This is a genomic window from Bacillus sp. FSL K6-1005 (assembly GCF_038000225.1).
Lineage (GTDB): Bacteria > Bacillota > Bacilli > Bacillales > Bacillaceae > Bacillus > Bacillus mojavensis.
Genome location: NZ_JBBOBP010000001.1, coordinates 3303288 through 3320484 on the forward strand (window position 1 = coordinate 3303288; position 17197 = coordinate 3320484).

The 17197-nt window shown below is 45.1% G+C and carries 14 protein-coding genes and 5 tRNA genes; 8 read left to right on the top strand and 11 right to left on the bottom strand.

The features are described from left to right. Nucleotides 1-290 precede the first annotated feature (290 nt). From glmS to NST16_RS17035, 11 genes are all read right to left on the bottom strand, one after another. The gene (glmS, locus tag NST16_RS16985) at nucleotides 291-2093 is read right to left on the bottom strand and encodes a glutamine--fructose-6-phosphate transaminase (isomerizing) (protein ID WP_010332818.1); all 1803 of its coding nucleotides are present in this window, start codon (nucleotides 2091-2093) and stop codon (nucleotides 291-293) included. 429 nt (nucleotides 2094-2522) lie between these two features. After that, nucleotides 2523-3869, bottom strand: a complete 1347-nt coding sequence (glmM, locus tag NST16_RS16990; protein WP_010332817.1) for a phosphoglucosamine mutase — start codon at nucleotides 3867-3869, stop codon at nucleotides 2523-2525. Between the two features lie 18 nt (nucleotides 3870-3887). Beyond that, a complete protein-coding gene (locus NST16_RS16995) occupies nucleotides 3888-5342 on the bottom strand; it encodes a CdaR family protein (protein ID WP_010332816.1) in 1455 nt (484 codons plus the stop codon). Next, complete coding sequence (gene cdaA, locus NST16_RS17000) at nucleotides 5335-6156, bottom strand: diadenylate cyclase CdaA (protein ID WP_010332815.1); 822 nt, start codon at nucleotides 6154-6156, stop codon at nucleotides 5335-5337. Before cdaA ends, NST16_RS16995 begins: the two co-directional genes overlap by 8 nt. Before the next feature lie 160 nt (nucleotides 6157-6316). Further along, nucleotides 6317-6943, bottom strand: a complete 627-nt coding sequence (rsiW, locus tag NST16_RS17005; protein WP_326330758.1) for an anti-sigma-W factor RsiW — start codon at nucleotides 6941-6943, stop codon at nucleotides 6317-6319. A gap of 13 nt (nucleotides 6944-6956) precedes the next feature. Beyond that, on the bottom strand, nucleotides 6957-7520 hold the full coding sequence (sigW, locus tag NST16_RS17010; RefSeq protein ID WP_010332813.1) for an RNA polymerase sigma factor SigW: 564 nt from the start codon (nucleotides 7518-7520) through the stop codon (nucleotides 6957-6959). 229 nt (nucleotides 7521-7749) lie between these two features. Further along, nucleotides 7750-7821: transfer RNA gene (locus tag NST16_RS17015), tRNA-Gln, on the bottom strand. A gap of 4 nt (nucleotides 7822-7825) precedes the next feature. Continuing rightward, a tRNA-Tyr gene (locus NST16_RS17020) sits at nucleotides 7826-7910 on the bottom strand. A gap of 19 nt (nucleotides 7911-7929) precedes the next feature. Then, a tRNA-Thr gene (locus NST16_RS17025) sits at nucleotides 7930-8002 on the bottom strand. A 4-nt stretch (nucleotides 8003-8006) separates the two neighbouring features. Then, nucleotides 8007-8082 (bottom strand) — tRNA-Val (locus NST16_RS17030). Nucleotides 8083-8085: 3 nt separating this feature from the next. After that, nucleotides 8086-8160, bottom strand: a tRNA-Glu gene (locus NST16_RS17035). 181 nt (nucleotides 8161-8341) lie between these two features. Between NST16_RS17035 and NST16_RS17040 the strand changes: the two genes are divergently transcribed. The 8 genes from NST16_RS17040 to NST16_RS17075 all read left to right on the top strand — a co-directional run bounded on the left by NST16_RS17040 (nucleotide 8342) and on the right by NST16_RS17075 (nucleotide 17178). Then, the gene (locus tag NST16_RS17040; RefSeq protein ID WP_168746801.1) at nucleotides 8342-8797 is read left to right on the top strand and encodes a DUF523 domain-containing protein; all 456 of its coding nucleotides are present in this window, start codon (nucleotides 8342-8344) and stop codon (nucleotides 8795-8797) included. A gap of 11 nt (nucleotides 8798-8808) precedes the next feature. Further along, complete coding sequence (locus tag NST16_RS17045; RefSeq protein ID WP_010332811.1) at nucleotides 8809-9291, top strand: GNAT family N-acetyltransferase; 483 nt, start codon at nucleotides 8809-8811, stop codon at nucleotides 9289-9291. 111 nt (nucleotides 9292-9402) lie between these two features. Next, nucleotides 9403-10317 carry an N-acetylmuramic acid 6-phosphate etherase gene (murQ, locus tag NST16_RS17050; RefSeq protein ID WP_340887719.1) on the top strand — a complete coding sequence of 305 codons (915 nt, stop codon included), beginning with the start codon at nucleotides 9403-9405 and terminating at the stop codon, nucleotides 10315-10317. A 15-nt stretch (nucleotides 10318-10332) separates the two neighbouring features. Continuing rightward, a complete protein-coding gene (locus NST16_RS17055) occupies nucleotides 10333-11184 on the top strand; it encodes a MurR/RpiR family transcriptional regulator (RefSeq protein ID WP_340887720.1) in 852 nt (283 codons plus the stop codon). 25 nt (nucleotides 11185-11209) lie between these two features. After that, nucleotides 11210-12577 (top strand): PTS transporter subunit EIIC, encoded by a 1368-nt coding sequence (locus NST16_RS17060; protein ID WP_268451076.1) that lies wholly within the window; start codon nucleotides 11210-11212, stop codon nucleotides 12575-12577. Nucleotides 12578-12631: 54 nt separating this feature from the next. Continuing rightward, nucleotides 12632-13969: a penicillin binding protein PBP4B gene (pbp4b, locus tag NST16_RS17065; protein WP_340887723.1), complete on the top strand. Its 1338-nt coding sequence runs from the start codon at nucleotides 12632-12634 to the stop codon at nucleotides 13967-13969. A 22-nt stretch (nucleotides 13970-13991) separates the two neighbouring features. Further along, nucleotides 13992-15920 carry a glycoside hydrolase family 3 protein gene (locus NST16_RS17070; protein WP_340887725.1) on the top strand — a complete coding sequence of 643 codons (1929 nt, stop codon included), beginning with the start codon at nucleotides 13992-13994 and terminating at the stop codon, nucleotides 15918-15920. Nucleotides 15921-15933: 13 nt separating this feature from the next. After that, entirely contained in the window at nucleotides 15934-17178 is a 1245-nt protein-coding gene (locus NST16_RS17075) for an exo-beta-N-acetylmuramidase NamZ family protein (protein WP_340887727.1), read from the top strand. Nucleotides 17179-17197: the final 19 nt, after the last annotated feature.

Here is a 17197-nt window from a genome sequence, read left to right on the forward strand (position 1 = left end):
ACCGGAATATACTCAATAATAAGAGAATGAACTTTAAATTCTCATTCAATAACTCCTCTTTCATTTTAATTGTACGTGCGACTTCATGAATTCCTTGCCCTTTATTAATTTTGAATAAAAAACCGTAATGGTCTTTTCATCTTGCTGACCGAGCTAATGAGGAAACATATTGAATCTTGAGCCATGGCCGATAGTCTGTACCTGTTCCTGTACCACGACATTTTTCCACTTTTCTTTTGGACATAAAAACACCCCTTTAGACAATCATATCCAAAGGGGTTAAACATTTATTATTCCACAGTAACACTCTTCGCAAGGTTACGCGGCTTATCAACATCACAGCCGCGATGCAGTGCAGCATAGTAAGCGATCAGTTGCAATGGAACAACAGATACCAACGGAGCAAGCGCTGGGTTTACTTCCGGTAGTACGAATCTGTCATCCGCATCGTCTAGGCCTTTCAGTGAGATGATGCATGTGTTGGCTCCGCGAGCGGCAACTTCTTTGACGTTTCCGCGGATGCTTAGATTTACGTGCTCTTGTGTTGCCAGTGCGAATACTGGTGTACCTTGTTCGATCAAGGCAATCGTGCCGTGCTTCAGTTCTCCGCCAGCAAAGCCTTCTGCCTGGATGTAAGAAATCTCTTTCAGCTTCAGTGCGCCTTCGACACATACGAAGTAGTCGAGTCCGCGTCCGATGAAGAAAGCGTTTCTGGATACAGTCAGGTATTCACGGGCGATCATTTCCATTTCGTCTTTCTGGTCGCAAAGGGCTTCCATTGCGTTTGCCGCGATTCCGAGTTCTTTGACGAGGTCAAATCCGATATCAATGCCGTTTTTATCAGCAGCTACAGATGCAAGAACCGCAAGAACAGCGATCTGTGCAGTGTATGCTTTCGTTGAAGCAACAGCAATTTCAGGGCCTGCATGAAGCAGCAATGTGTAGTCAGCTTCACGGGAAAGCGTTGATCCCGGTACGTTTGTGATCGTCAGCGCTTTGTGTCCGAGTGCTTTGACTTGAACAAGAACCGCGCGGCTGTCAGCTGTTTCTCCGCTTTGGGAAAGGAAAATAAAGAGCGGTTTCTTAGACAGAAGCGGCATGTTGTAAGAGAATTCACTCGCTACATGCACTTCAACCGGCACGTTTGCCCACATTTCAATATATTGTTTACCGACAAGTCCTGCATGGTAGCTCGTTCCGCAGCCAATGATATAGATGCGGTCCGCTTCCGCTACAGCCTCAGCGATATCGCCAGGTACAGACAGTTTGCCGTTTTCATCTTGATACGTTTGGATGATTTTGCGCATGACAACTGGCTGCTCATCCGTTTCTTTCAACATGTAGTGAGGGTACGTGCCTTTTTCGATATCACTGGCATCCAGCTCAGCGATATAAGACGCACGTGAAATAACGTCGCCATCAAGGTTTTTGATGACAACTTGATCATCAGTGACGATAACCATTTCTTTATCCATCAGCTCTACATATTCGTTTGTGACTTGAAGCATTGCCATCGCATCAGACGCCACGACGTTGAATGTATCTCCAAGTCCAACTAATAGAGGGCTTTTGTTTTTCGCTACAAAAATCGTTTCTCTGTTGTCGTTATCGAATAGAGCAATTGCATAAGAGCCTTTTAACAGTGTAAGTGTTTTGCGGAACGCTTCTTCTGTATCAAGTCCTCCGTTGACAAATTGCTCGATTACTTGAACGACTACCTCTGTATCGGTGTCACTTTTGAGCTCTACATCTTGTAAAAAGTCCTGTTTTAGCTGAACGTAGTTTTCGATCACGCCGTTATGAACAAGTGTAAAGCGGCCCAGTGCGCTTTGATGCGGGTGAGCGTTTAGATAGCTTGGTTCGCCGTGTGTTGCCCAGCGAGTATGGCCAATTCCTGCTTTGGCTCCAACATTGGCATCCACAACCTCACGAAGATCGGCAATGCGTCCTTTTTCTTTAAACACATGGATCCCCTGTTCGTTGGCAACTGCGATACCCGCAGAGTCATAGCCGCGGTACTCAAGCTTCTCTAACCCTTTCAGCAAAATTTCCTTCGCATCAAGCTGACCGATATAACCTACGATTCCACACATAATTTCTTCCTCCTAAGATTGTAAAAGGAGACGAAGAAAGTCATTTTTCAAGGGGACTTTCAATCGTCCCCTCCTACATGTTTTATGGAAGATCATGTGATTTCCCTTTGTGCAAGGAGTCGCCTCCTTGGTTTGAAGAAATCCTTACGGCTGTGATCTGTATACTCAGCCGGGAGGCATCCGCCGAAAAATCGATAACCTCCATCCTCGTCAACTAAGCCTTTTTTCGGGCGCTTAGTTCGGGCGCTATAATTATAAGTGAAACAAAATCCCGTCTTTCCTGCCTCGAGAAAACAAGAACAAGACAAGCTTGATTTTACAGCATGTGCCAAGAATGGTCAATTGTTTTTTAAACAACTTTGCCGCCTGTCTCACAATTATCATATGTGAGTCGCACTTGTCTTGTTCGCTCTCTGTTTAAAGATTTCGTTACTCTAATCCCATTTCTGACCGGACGACTTCAACAATGCGATTAACATAGTCATCACACAGTTCTTTCGTCTTCGCTTCAGCCATGACACGAACGAGCGGTTCAGTGCCAGATGGGCGCACTAAAATCCGGCCGTCGCCGTTCATTTCTTTTTCAACCTCAGAAATAACAGCTTTTACTCTTTCATTTTCTTCGACTTTATATTTATCAGTTACTCTCACATTGACTAAAAGCTGCGGAAACTTCTGCATTTCAGCCGCAAGCTCTGAAAGCGGCTTGCCTGTCGCTTTTAATGTATTCATCAGCATAATAGCGGACAATAATCCGTCCCCTGTTGTGTTGTAATCAAGGAAAATTAAGTGGCCGGACTGTTCTCCGCCGACATTGTAGCCGTCTTTTTTCATCGCCTCAACCACGTAGCGGTCACCCACAGCCGTCTGCACGCTTTTTATCCCTTCTTTTTCAAGCGCTTTATAGAAACCGAGGTTGCTCATGACAGTGGAAACAACCGTATCGTCCTTTAAGCGGCCCTCTGATTTCAGGTATTTTGAGCATATGTACATGATTTGGTCGCCGTCAACGATATTTCCTTTTTCGTCGACTGCGATCAGGCGGTCGCCGTCGCCGTCGAACGCAAGGCCGATATCAGCATTTTTCTCTTTTACAAACGCACTGAGCGCTTCAGGATGGGTCGATCCGACTCCGTCATTGATATTTAATCCGTTCGGAGAAGTTCCCATTGTCGACACATCGGCGTCTAAATCGGCAAACAAGTGTGTCGCCAGCGATGACGTCGCTCCGTGTGCGCAATCCAGCGCAACATGAATGCCTGTAAAATCTTCGTCAGCAGTCTGTTTTAAGAATTGCAGGTACTTTTGGCCGCCTTCAAAATAGTCGTTTACAAGTCCCAAATCGGCGCCAACTGGTCTTGGCAGCTTATCCTCCGGTTCATCCATCAGACGCTCAATTTCAGCCTCCTGTTCATCAGAAAGCTTAAATCCGTCTCCTCCAAAGAACTTGATTCCGTTATCCTGCACTGGGTTATGAGAAGCAGAAATCATGACGCCAGCCTCTGCATCCATCGCTTTTGTTAAATAGGAAACACCAGGGGTAGAAATGACTCCCAGACGCATCACTTCTGCGCCAATTGATAAAAGTCCGGCGACAAGGGCTCCCTCCAGCATATGGCCGGAGATGCGTGTATCGCGGCCTATCAGCACTTTTGGACGTTGTTTATCTTTTGTCAGCACATACCCGCCGAAACGTCCGACTTTAAAGGCCAGCTCAGGCGTAAGCTCGCTGTTGGCAACACCTCTTACACCATCTGTTCCAAAATACTTGCCCATTTTATAATCGCTCCTTTTTTATTCTGATGAAGATTGTGAACCTGTATTTGATTCATCTTCATTCTGATCCTGATTTTGATCTTGGTTTTCGTCTTGTTTTTGATCATCACTGTTTTTATCGCTGTTCGTTGTATCTTCTCGCTGATTATTCTTTTTGCCATTCGTCTTGTCATCAGTGTCATCCTGGTTCCCTGACGTCGTATTGCTGTTATCTTTTGTTGTCGTATTCGTTTTTTTAGATGTAAGCTTGATTTTTGCGTTTTTCTGTCCCAAGGACCAGGTTACATTTTGAGGTCCGTTTACTTCAAGCTTCACACTGTGCTCTCCGTCATCTAAATCAGATACATTCACATATAATTCTATGTCTGATTTCTGCAATTTTTTTATGTTCCCGGGAGAGCCTTTGGCCGTCACGTCTACCGTTTGTGACTTCGGATCCAGAAATTCTATATTCTGTGAGCTGCTCAGCCCTACAGTCTTAATAGGGACATTCTCAAATGTGTGATCCGCTTCGCTATCTACTTCTATATGCAACGTCACCTTTGACGGCGAGATTTTTTTGACGCCGTCAGGAAGCGGAATATCAGCCTCGATATCGGTATCCTTTTTGATTTTGCTTAAATCTAAGCTGACGCCGTCTATAAATTCAAGAGAATCCAAGACATCCTGCGAGCCGTAAACCGTCACCTCGCTGGGACTTGATTCGATATTCGCTATGCTGACCCCGTCAGGAAGGCTTCCTGTCCGTTCGATTTTAAAGGGCACTTTTTTACTCGGACTTGTCACCGGAACGGTTATTTTGATGACCGATGGCTCCACATCGACAGGAAGCGCGTTCCCGTCTTTATCATAGACAGTCACTTTCGCTTCCTTTTCAATCGTTTCATCTGCATTTTCCAGGTTTACCGAAGCTTTCACAAGAGAAATATTATCAATCACGGCTTTAGAACCGGTAATCTGTACATTTTTAGGACTGACAATCGGCTGCTCCGGAGAATAGCCTTTTTTCATTTTGCTTTTGTTGTAGTACTCCACTTCAACAGGAAAGCTTTCTGACGTGCGTTCTTGAATGGTGACGGTCGTTACGGATGGGTTAATGGATATCGTCAGCCCATCCGACACGTTTTTGGCCTTAAGCTCGACCTTATGTGTGCCGGTTTTCAGCTTCTCCATATCCGCGTATATTTCAAAATTCTTTGTCTGTCTCGCCTTCTTCACGGCGCTTGTCGAGCCTTTAATCGTGACATTCACCGTTTGCGGAACGCCCGTTACGACATAATTTTCATCATCGTAATATGCTTTAACCGGTATATCAGTCAGTGTTGCTTCATCAGTTGTAGATGTCGGAAAAAATGATTCACCGGGTTTTTTCGGAGTTGGTGCTTGGTTGCTGTTAACCGCTACATAAAGCAAGAGCGCGAAAAGCAGCGCAATGACTTTCACAGCCCAGCGGTTGTTTAAGAATTTATCCATTTTTCTTGCCCCTCCAATACCAGCGGTTAGAAGAAGTCTCTCTGGTGTTCTTCTTAAACTCTGCTTCAAGCATTTCTTTCAGCGCTTCTTCCGTCAGCTCTCTGTGAAGGTCGCCATTCCTCGCCACACTGACGCCGCCAGTCTCTTCAGACACGATAATCGTCAAACTGTCTGTAACTTCACTGATTCCGACAGCAGCCCTGTGCCGCGTTCCCAGTTCTTTTGAAATGAACGGGCTTTCAGAAAGCGGCAGATAACAGGCCGCAGCGGCAATTTCATTATTTTTCATAATGACCGCTCCGTCATGAAGCGGTGTATTCGGGATAAAAATATTGATCAAGAGCTCAGAGCTGACCTTTGCATTTAAAGGAATGCCCGTTTCAATATAATCCCCCATACCCGTATCCCGCTCAATGGTTAAAAGGGCGCCGATCCGGCGTTTCGCCATATAATTGATGGCTTTCGTTATAGCCTCAATTGTTTTCTGCTGCGCTTCCTCAACAGGCGTGCCGCTCCTTGAGAAGAAACGGCCCCGTCCAAGCTGTTCAAGCGCTCTTCTCAGCTCTGGCTGAAAGATAATAATAATTGCTAAAAATCCCCATGTTATCGCTTGGTCCATCAGCCACTGAAGCGTGCCGAGGCCCAAATATTGACTGGCCATACGGACAAGCACGATTACAACGATTCCTTTTAAGAGCTGAACCGCCTTCGTGCCGCGTATCACCATAATCAGTTTATATATCACATACCAAACAAGGAGAATATCAACGGCATTGCCGAGGTACTGCAAAAAAGGGATATCCTCAAAAGCCATTTCCTCGTCCTCCAAGAATTCAGTCATTTCGTATTTTGAAGTTTCATGTGTTACGCATATGTACTTTACATAGCGAGCCCATTATACCACATTTCGTTTTGGCAAGTGAAATATGCCAGCCGTTTGAGAACCTAAAAAAGAGTAAAGCGCACCACACGCTTTACTCTTCTCCGTTCGGGTCTAATGCATTGAATACACTTTTCCCCGCAGACTTCATTTTATACCATGTCCAGTCGAATAATTGATTAATCTCCTCTATTTGACCGGTGACTTGTCCAGCAGAGGCCATATACTTTTCTCCGTTTACAACGGTTACATCCCCATCTATTTTCCCTTTAATAATTAGCTTGCCGTTTTTGACGGTGACATCACCTTTGATCGTCTCACCTTCAGGCACGATCACAGTGTTGTTGTGCACGACCAGATTCGGCTGCTTCGACACGCTGAAGTTATGGTCATTGTGCCAGCTGTTTAACAACCCTCCGCCCATCAAAATGATGAATACCGCAGCAGCCGCGATAACCGGATGGGATCTGAACCATCTTTTCACAGAAGCTCTTTTCTTCTCCTTAGGCAATTTCGCCATGACGTTAGCGGTAAAATCGGCGGGGGCTTCGACATGCGATGTGCTCCGGACGAGCGCGATGGATTTTTCCATCTCATAAAAATGCTTTCTGCATTCCTCGCATGCCTCCAGGTGTTCTTTTAATACTTGTTCATCTTTCGGAGGGATATCTCCATCAAGATGCATATGCATAAGCTGCACAATTTGTTCAGGACAGCTCATTTCATCACCCCACTTAAAGATCCCTTAATTGTTTTCTAAGAGCCTCTCTGCCTCTGTGAATCCGTGTTTTTACCGTTCCCACAGGAATGTTCAGAATCTCGCCGATTTCAATTAATGAGAGTTCATCAATATACTTCAACACGATGACAGTTCTATATTTGTCAGGAAGCTTTAAAATTTTCTGCTGAATCGTGTGTGAAAGCTCCAGCGATACGACTGCATCTTCGGGCAAAACTCCATCTGCGGCGATTTGGGAATACATCGTCAAGCCTTCTGTACCCGCCACTTCTGCATCGAGGTAATAATCCGGCTTCTTTTTGCGTATGCGGTCAATGGTCAAGTTGGTCGCAATTCTATAAAGCCAAGTTGAAAATTTCCGGTTGATATCAAAACTGTCGATATTGACATACGCTCTGATGAAAGCCTCTTGTGCGATATCTTCCGCCTCATGCACATTGCCAAGCATACGGTAGCAAAGCTGATAAATTTTATCCTTGTAAATATCTACGATGTCCGCAAATGCATTTTGATCGCCTTTTTTGACTTGCTTAATTCTCTTTTTAATCATCATTTCCATATTTATCTAACCTCTGCCTTCACCGGTCTGTATGTATACGAGCTTCGTTTCTAAAGGTTTCAATTTTTTTATAAAATAAGTTTAACAAATTTTTGGCAGGGTGTAGATGGCAATTCGTGAATAAACTACCTTAACATATTTTTAAAATTATTACACAGACTGAACAGTTAGAAGTTGGAAGGATTTTCCAAAAAGAAAAAAGACACCTTTTGGTCAAAGGTGTCTGTGACTGGGCTAGCTGGATTCGAACCAACGCATGACGGAGTCAAAGTCCGTTGCCTTACCGCTTGGCTATAGCCCAATAATGGTGGAGGGGGGCAGATTCGAACTGCCGAACCCTGAGGGAGCGGATTTACAGTCCGCCGCGTTTAGCCACTTCGCTACCCCTCCATATTTTTAGAAAAAACAGTGCCGGCAAGAGGACTTGAACCCCCAACCTACTGATTACAAGTCAGTTGCTCTACCAATTGAGCTACACCGGCAAGATGGTGGAGGATGACGGGCTCGAACCGCCGACCCTCTGCTTGTAAGGCAGATGCTCTCCCAGCTGAGCTAATCCTCCAAATGGTGACCCGTACGGGATTCGAACCCGTGTTACCGCCGTGAAAGGGCGGTGTCTTAACCGCTTGACCAACGGGCCGTTTGTGTTCTCGTCGAGCTGACAAAAGTTATTATATACAGGTTCCCCCCCTTTTGTAAAGAGGAAATTTAATTTTTTTATTTTCAAACTTTTTAACCTCTTTTTTAACTGAAAAAGCCTCCCAACATTTATCATTTATCTTAAGATAGATATAGATCGAATCAAGAGAGGAGAAACCAATATGATACTAGTCAGCTCTTGCCTCGGCGGCATTGAATGCAGATACAACGGTTCGCATGCCGCATCAGAGAAAATTCGAAAACTGATTGAAGAAAAGCAAGCAGTGATGGCTTGCCCTGAACTTCTCGGCGGCTTCTCCACTCCCCGGGAACCAGCAGAAATCATCGGAGGCACTGGTGAGGATGTTCTTAATGGATGCGCGAAAATCATAACGTCTTCAGGAGAAGATGTAACAGATTTATATATGAAGGGCGCGGCCCAAACATTGGCCTATGCAAAAAAAATCAACGCCTCTGCCGTCATATTGAAAGAAAACAGCCCATCATGCGGTAGCAATTTCATCTATAATGGCTCATTTTCAGGCAAAAAAATCGCTGGAAACGGAGTAACCGCCGCCCTATTAAAACAAGCGGGGTACCGTGTAATTTCTGAAAACCAGCTAGACGATATATTGTAAGGAGGCTCATCATGACGCAAGATATCTCTTTATCCTTCTATAAGCCTGAGCATTTACCTGAGCTTTACGCATTTACTTTACACAATGATGACAAACGCTTTACCGCTCTCCCTAAAGAGGTGCTGACTCAGGCCCTAAGCATACAGGAGCGCTATCCTGTTGTCATCTTAAAAGGTGATCTGCCAATAGGCTTTTTCATTCTACATACGTCAAAAGAAATCATTGCTCCCTATTCCAACAATCCATTTGCTTTATTGCTCAGTTCCTTATCATTAAACTCCGCTCACCACGGACAAGGCTATGCGAAAAAAGCCATGCTCCAGCTACCCTCCTTTGTTAACGGGTATTTCCCATGGTGCGATGAAATCATTTTAGCCGTCAATCACCTGAACACCCGTGCAAAGCAGCTTTATATGAAAACTGGATTTCTTGATAAAGGACGCCGAAAAATCGGGCCGCTCGGCGAACAGCTGATACTTCATTATTTTTTATAACCTCTTTTGAAATAAAGTTTCAAAAATTAAAAATGATAGTTGAAATATCATAACAGAAATGAATATACTGAATATTGAGATATATTTATTTTTTATACAGGGGGCATCCTCATGTCAGAACAATTGAATCTTCACAGCCTTACAACGGAATCACGCAATAGCCAAACAATGGAAATACACAAAGCGAATACCCTCGATATCTTAAAAATGATTAACAATGAAGATATCAAAGTCGCTGCCGCCGTTCAGCATGTCCTCCCCGATATCGAAGCAGCGGTCGAATGCGCGTATGAATCCTTTCAAAATGGCGGACGGCTCATTTACGCAGGTGCAGGCACTAGCGGCCGACTCGGTGTGATGGATGCAGTTGAATGTCCTCCGACCTACAGCGTCAGTCCTGATCAGGTAATCGGATTAATGGCCGGCGGTCCCAACGCATTTTTGCAGGCGGCTGAGGGGATTGAAGATCATGAAGAAGCAGGGGCCGAGGATTTACGATCCATCCATCTCACCTCAGCCGATACAGTGATTGCGATTGCAGCAAGCGGCCGTACGCCTTATGCAGCGGGTGCGCTGAAATACGCCCGCAAAATCGGAGCAAACACCATCTCCCTTACCTGTAACAGACACTCCACCATCAGCAAACACGCTGATCACAGCATTGAGGTCGTGGTCGGACCAGAAGTCATTACAGGCTCGACACGTATGAAAGCCGCAACCGCTCATAAAATGATTCTAAACATGATATCCACCGCTGTAATGGTCAAAATCGGCAAGGTCTACGAAAACTTGATGGTGGATGTCAATGTCAGCAACAAAAAATTAAAAGAACGCGCCATCAGCATCATCCAAAGCCTCACAGACGTTTCTTATGAGAAAGCGAAATACACACTTGAACAGGCGAATCTTCATGTCAAAACAGCAATCGTTATGCTCAAAACCAGCACAGATCAAGACAAAGCGAAGACGTTGCTTGATGAAGCGAACGGTTTTATAGACAAAGCAATTGAAAACTACTATTCATGATAAGGAGAGACAGTAATGGCGACAGGCGGTTTAGCTATTATTCAATCGATGAAACACAAGCTGCCACAATCAGAGCGTAAACTTGCAGACTACATATTAGCCCATCCCCACAAAGCGATAGAAAGCACAGTCAGCGAAATCAGCGCCTTAGCTAATTCAAGTGACGCTGCCGTCATCAGGCTCTGCAAGTCACTGGGACTAAAAGGATTTCAGGATTTAAAAATGAGGGTAGCGGGTGATCTGGCAAAACCTGCTGTTCAAGGCTACCGGGACATCGCCCCTCATGAATCACTGCCTTCTATCTCTGAAAAAGCAGCCGGCAATGCCATTCAAGCAATTCAAGACACCTCAGATCTCGTGGATTATCAAGAGCTTGAGCGCGCTGTTTCTCTGCTGCTTCAAGCGAACACTGTACATTTCATCGGCCTGGGCGCCTCGGGCATTGTCGCCAAGGACGCCCAGCAAAAATGGCTTCGAATTCATAAACAGGCGACTGCTTTCACGGACACTCATCTCGTGGCATCTTTAATCGCAAATGCAGATAAAAAAGACATTGTATTTGCCATTTCGTTTTCAGGTGAAACACAGGAAATCATCGAGCTGCTTTCGATGGCAAAGAAAAAAGGCGTCACAATCATCAGCCTCACACAATACAGTCAAACTTCCGTCTCCGTATTAGCCGACGTTTCATTATATACAGCCCATTCCAACGAGGCCCTGATTCGAAGCGCAGCGACTTCCTCTCGTCTCGCCCAGCTCTTTATGATTGATGTTTTGTTTTTAAGCATGGCGGCCGAGCAGTATGAAGAAACGGTCAGCTACATTGATAAAACGAGAAAAGCAATCAAATCTATGAGAAAGACATAAGGCATCTTGAAAGGGAGGGGTTTGTATGAGCAAAGAAAAACAATACAATATTCTGGCGGAAAAAATCCTTGAGCTATGCGGGGGGAAATCCAATATTTCTTCCTATACGCATTGCATGACCCGCTTGCGCATTACGCCTTACGATGTCAGCAAAACGGATAGTAAGGCGTTAAGAGAGCTTGATGGCGTCCTTGGAGTCGTCGAAGCTGAAACCCTGCAGATTATCCTCGGCACTGGTGTCGTTAATCATGTCACCGCCGCTTTTTCGAAGCTGGTATCATCAGAAGAAGATTTCAATCTAAAAGAGGCCGCGTCCAAAAAGAAAACCGAGATCAATCGCAAGAACGCCACCCCGTTTAAGCTTTTTTTACGAAAAATAGCCAGCATCTTCATACCTCTCATTCCCGCACTCGTCGCTTCAGGTTTAATTACCGGGATTACCAAAGCGGTAACCCAAGCCGGCTGGCTCTCTGCAGAATCACAAACAGCAATTGTATTGACAGTCATTGGATCAGGCCTGTTCACTTATCTCGGTATTCTCGTCGGCATTAACGCGTCAAAAGAATTTGGCGGAACGCCCGCTCTCGGCGCTCTGGCAGGGATTCTGATCATTAACCCGGAAATCGCAAAGATCAGTTTATTCGGAGAACAGCTTCTTCCCGGCAGGGGAGGCCTCATAGGCGTTCTATTCGCAGCTATATTCATTGCTTACACCGAACAATTCGTCCGCCGCTTTATTCCTCAATCACTCGATATTATCGTAACGCCAACAGTTTCACTTTTGATCACTGGAATATTGACGTATGTCGTTTTCATGCCTTTAGGCGGTTTCATTTCAGATGTCATCACATCCGGTCTTCTGTCCATCTTAGACATCGGCGGAATCGCTGCAGGCTTTATTCTGGGCGCGACCTTCCTGCCTCTCGTTGTAACGGGGCTACATCAAGGCCTGACGCCGGTGCACATGGAACTCATCAATTCCATCGGTGATGACCCGCTTCTCCCTATCCTTGCCATGGGAGGCGCGGGACAAGTGGGCGCAGCCTTCGCCATCTTCGTTAAAACAAAGAAAAAAACGCTGAGAAAAGCGATAACAGGGGGTCTTCCTTCAGGACTGCTCGGCATCGGTGAACCGCTTATATTCGGTGTAACGCTGCCGCTTGGCCGTCCGTTTTTGACAGCATGCTTAGGGGCGGGGATCGGCGGAGCTTTTCAAGCTTATTTTCAGGTAGCCACAGTTGCAATCGGTGTCTCTGGACTGCCGCTCTCCTTTCTGGTCCTGCCTTCACAAATCATCTTATATATCATTGGTCTCTTTATTTCCTATGCGTTCGGCTTTTTATTGACCTACGCTTTCGGATATAAAGATGAAATGGCTGCCCAGTTCGATTAAATGATGACAATTTAGGAATAGTAACGGCATAGAAACACGGAAAGGAGCAAGCTTGTGAGAACGAAGACATTAGCATTACTCAGCGCTATTTTAACCGTGTCCATTCTGACGCCGAACGAAGCCTTCGCACACACCGCCCTTCATCAAGCAGACAACCAGATTAAACCGAAAACAATAAATCCAGAAACTGCACAGTTTTCGTCGAAGAAACTAAGGAAGGTTGATCAGATGATTGAACGGGACATTGCAGCAGGATTCCCCGGCGCCGTTCTAGTCGTCGTGAAGGACGGCCGTATGATCAAAAAAGAAGCGTACGGCTACAGTAAAAAATACGACGGGGCTGAACTCTTGCGCCGTCCGGCAAAAATGAAAACCCGCACGATGTTTGACTTGGCATCAAATACAAAAATGTATGCGACCAATTTTGCTTTACAGCGCTTAGTCAGCCAAGGCAAACTCGACGTTTATAAAAAGGTATCCGCTTATTTGCCTGATTTCAAGGATCAGCCTACAGATCGCATCAAAGGAAAAGATAACATTCGTGTCATTGATGTCCTGCAGCACCAATCTGGGCTGCCATCCAGTTTCTACTTTTATAACCCAGAAAAAGCCGGCATGTATTATTCGCAGGAGCGGGAGAAAACCATTGAATACTTGATGAAAATCCCGCTGGATTATGAAACAGGAACAAAACACATATACAGTGACATTGGATACATGCTTCTCGGCTGTATTGTCGAAAAACTCACCGGCAAACCGCTTGATGTCTATACGGAACAAAAGCTCTACAAACCGCTGGGGCTGAAGCATACGTTGTACAATCCGCTGCAAAAAGGCTTTACAGCAAAACAGTTTGCAGCCACTGAACGTATGGGCAATACACGAGACGGTGTTATCCATTTTCCTCATATCCGCACAGACACGCTGCAAGGAGAAGTACATGACGAAAAAGCATTCTATTCGATGGAAGGCGTTTCAGGCCACGCCGGACTGTTTTCAAACGCTGATGATATGGCGATTCTGCTTCAAGTCATGTTAAACAAAGGAACGTACCGAAACGTTTCATTATTCAATCAGAAAACAGCTGACCTATTTACGGCGCCATCAGCAACAGATCCGACATTCGGCCTTGGATGGCGGCGAAACGGCAGTAAAAGCATGGAATGGATGTTTGGCCCTTATGCAAGCGAAAATGCGTACGGACATACTGGCTGGACAGGAACGGTTACCATCATTGATCCGGCATACAATTTAGGCATTGCTTTGTTAACAAATAAAAAGCATTCACCAGTCGCTGATCCAGCGGAAAATCCTAACGTGTTTGAGGGTGATCAATTTTCAACAGGCAGGTACGGAAGCGTCGTCACCGCGATTTATGAAGCAATGAAATAATTGACGATAGGAGGAAGTTGTTATGAAACCTGTCATTTCGCTGATCCTTTCCACCGTCCTTTTTCTTTCATGTGTTCTCGGCGTCAATCAGACAGCTAAAGCGAAACCCCGCGGCTCAGCTGACGCCAAACAGATCGTTGATCATATGACGTTAGATGAAAAACTTGGCCAGATGCTGATGCCGGATTTCAGAAACTGGCAAAAGGAAGGTGAGTCTTCTCCGAAAGCCTTCACAGAAATGAATGAGGAAGTCGCTGGCCTCATCAAGAAATATCAATTCGGCGGCGTCATACTATTTGCAGAAAATGTAAAAACAACTGAGCAAACGGTACGGCTGACAGACGCATATCAAAAGGCCGGCCCTAAGATTCCGCTCTTACTCAGCATTGATCAAGAAGGCGGGATCGTGACGAGATTAGGGGAGGGCACTCATTTCCCAGGCAATATGGCGCTTGGCGCAACAAGAAGCAGAATCAATGCATATCAGACCGGCAGCATGATTGGAAAAGAGCTTTCTGTCTTAGGCATCAATACAGATTTCAGCCCAGTCTTAGATATTAATAATAACCCTGATAATCCTGTGATCGGTGTAAGATCATTCAGTTCTGATCGTGAACTGACAGCACGACTCGGTCTATATTCTATGAAAGGGTTGCAACGGCAACATATCGCCTCTGCTCTTAAGCATTTCCCGGGACATGGCGACACTGACGTTGACAGCCATTATGGACTGCCGCTCGTTTCTCATAGCCAGGAACGGCTTCGTGAGGTTGAACTCTATCCTTTTCAAAAAGCGATTGATGCAGGAGCAGACATGGTGATGACAGCTCATGTTCAATTTCCAGCCTTTGACGACACCACATATAAAAGCAAGCTTGACGGATCTGATATTATGGTTCCCGCTACACTTTCAAAGAAAGTAATGACCGGGCTGCTTCGGGAGGAAATGGGGTTTGGCGGTGTAATCGTCACTGATGCTCTCAATATGAAAGCCATAGCAGATCATTTCGGCCAGGAAGAGGCGGTCGTCATGGCCATAAAGGCCGGTGTTGATATTGCGTTAATGCCTGCCTCAGTTACATCTCTGAAAAATGAACATAAATTTGCAAGCATAATTGGCTCCTTAAAAGAAGCTGTCGAGAAAGGGGACATTCCCTTACAGCAAATCAACAAATCGGTGGAAAGAATCATTTCCCTGAAAATAAAACGCGGTATTTACCCCGCTCAGAATGACAGCAGTATAGATAAAAAGGTGAAGAAAGCGCTCAAAACAGTGGGAAGCAAACACCATACGAAGACAGAGCAAAAAATTGCTGAAAAGGCAGTGACAGTATTAAAAAATGATCAGCATACCTTGCCGTTCAAACCCAAAAAAGGCAGCCGAATCTTAATTGCCGCACCTTACGAGGAACAATCAGCATCCATTGAAAAAACCATTCACGATTTAATGCAGCGAAAAAAAATCAATTCTGTTTCTCTTACCAAAATCAACTTTGCAGAAAAGGTATTTAATGCTGAGTATGAAAAACAAGTAAAAGAAGCTGATTATATCATTACAGGCTCTTACGTTGTAAAAAATGACCCTGTCGTCAACGACGGTGTCATCGACGACACGGTAACAGATTCAAGCAAATGGGCCACCGCTTTTCCGAGAGCTGTCATGAATGCTGCACTGCAGCACAAAAAGCAATTTGTCTTAATGAGTCTGCGGAATCCATATGATGCCGCCAATTTCGAAGAAGCCAGAGCCTTGATTGCCATCTATGGTTTTAAAGGATATGCAAACGGCCGTTATCTTCAGCCGAATATTCCGGCCGGGGTTAAAGCGATCTTCGGACAATCAAAGCCAAAGGGTACGCTGCCAGTCGACATTCCATCCGTCACAAAACCAGGAGACATCCTTTATCCATATGGCTATGGAGTAAACATCAAAACGGGAAAACCGCTTTAATAAGGAGGAACATATGAAAAAAACGGTATTGGTTCTTCTCGCAGGTCTTATGATGTTCGGAACAATGACGGCTGCCACTGCTACACCTGAAGCGGCAAAACAAACAGCAAAAAAACCTAAAGTTCAGACCGGCATAGATATCCTCTTGTCCCAACACAAAAAGCAGCTAAAGGGAAAAAGAGTTGGACTGATCACCAACCCAACAGGTGTGAGTGCATCCCTTAAAAGCAGCGTAGATATTCTTTACGAAGACCCCGATATTCAGCTGACAGCTTTATTCGGGCCTGAGCACGGCGTTCGCGGCGACGCTCAGGCAGGAGACGAAGTAGGCTCTTACATTGACGAAAAAACCGGGGTTCCGGTATACAGCCTTTACGGAAAAACGAAAAAACCCACTCCTGATATGCTGAAACATGTCGATGTTCTTATATTTGACATCCAGGACGTCGGGACTCGTTACTATACGTACATTTATACAATGGCCTATGCAATGGAAGCCGCAAAAGAAAACGGAATACCTTTTATCGTGCTGGACCGTCCGAATCCCCAAGGCGGAAAAAAGGTTGAAGGACCGGTGCTGGAGCCCGAGTACGCATCCTTTGTCGGACTCTATCCCATTCCATTAAAGCACGGGATGACCATTGGAGAATTGGCTTTACTATTCAACAAGGAATTTAATATTGATGCTGATGTGTCAGTCGTGAAAATGAAGCACTGGAAACGCTCTATGGACTTTGATGAAACCAGACTGCCATTCGTTCTCCCTTCGCCTAACATGCCAACCGCAGAGAGCACATTTGTGTACCCTGCAACAGGGTTAATTGAAGGAACAAATGTATCTGAAGGGCGGGGAACGACTAAACCATTCGAGTTGATCGGAGCTCCCTTTATCAAAAGCACTGAGCTTGCAGAAAAAATGAACCGTCTTGATCTGCCTGGCGTTACATTCAGAGCTGCCTCCTTTACTCCGACGTTCTCTAAACATCAAGGAACACTTTGCCACGGCGTACAGCTCTTTATTACGGACAGAGAGAAATTTGAAGCTGTTAAAACAGGACTGTCGCTTATTAAAATGATACATGACCTCTATCCTGATGAGTTTAAGTTCCTAGCGTCTGGCTCATTTGATAAATTGGCTGGCAACGGCTGGGTTCGAACGAAAATCGTGAACGGTGCTTCAATTGATGAAATCATTGACACCTATCAAAAACAGCTGAAGCAATTCAATAAAACAAGAAAACAATATCTCATTTATTAAGACGTAAGAAGGGTATGTT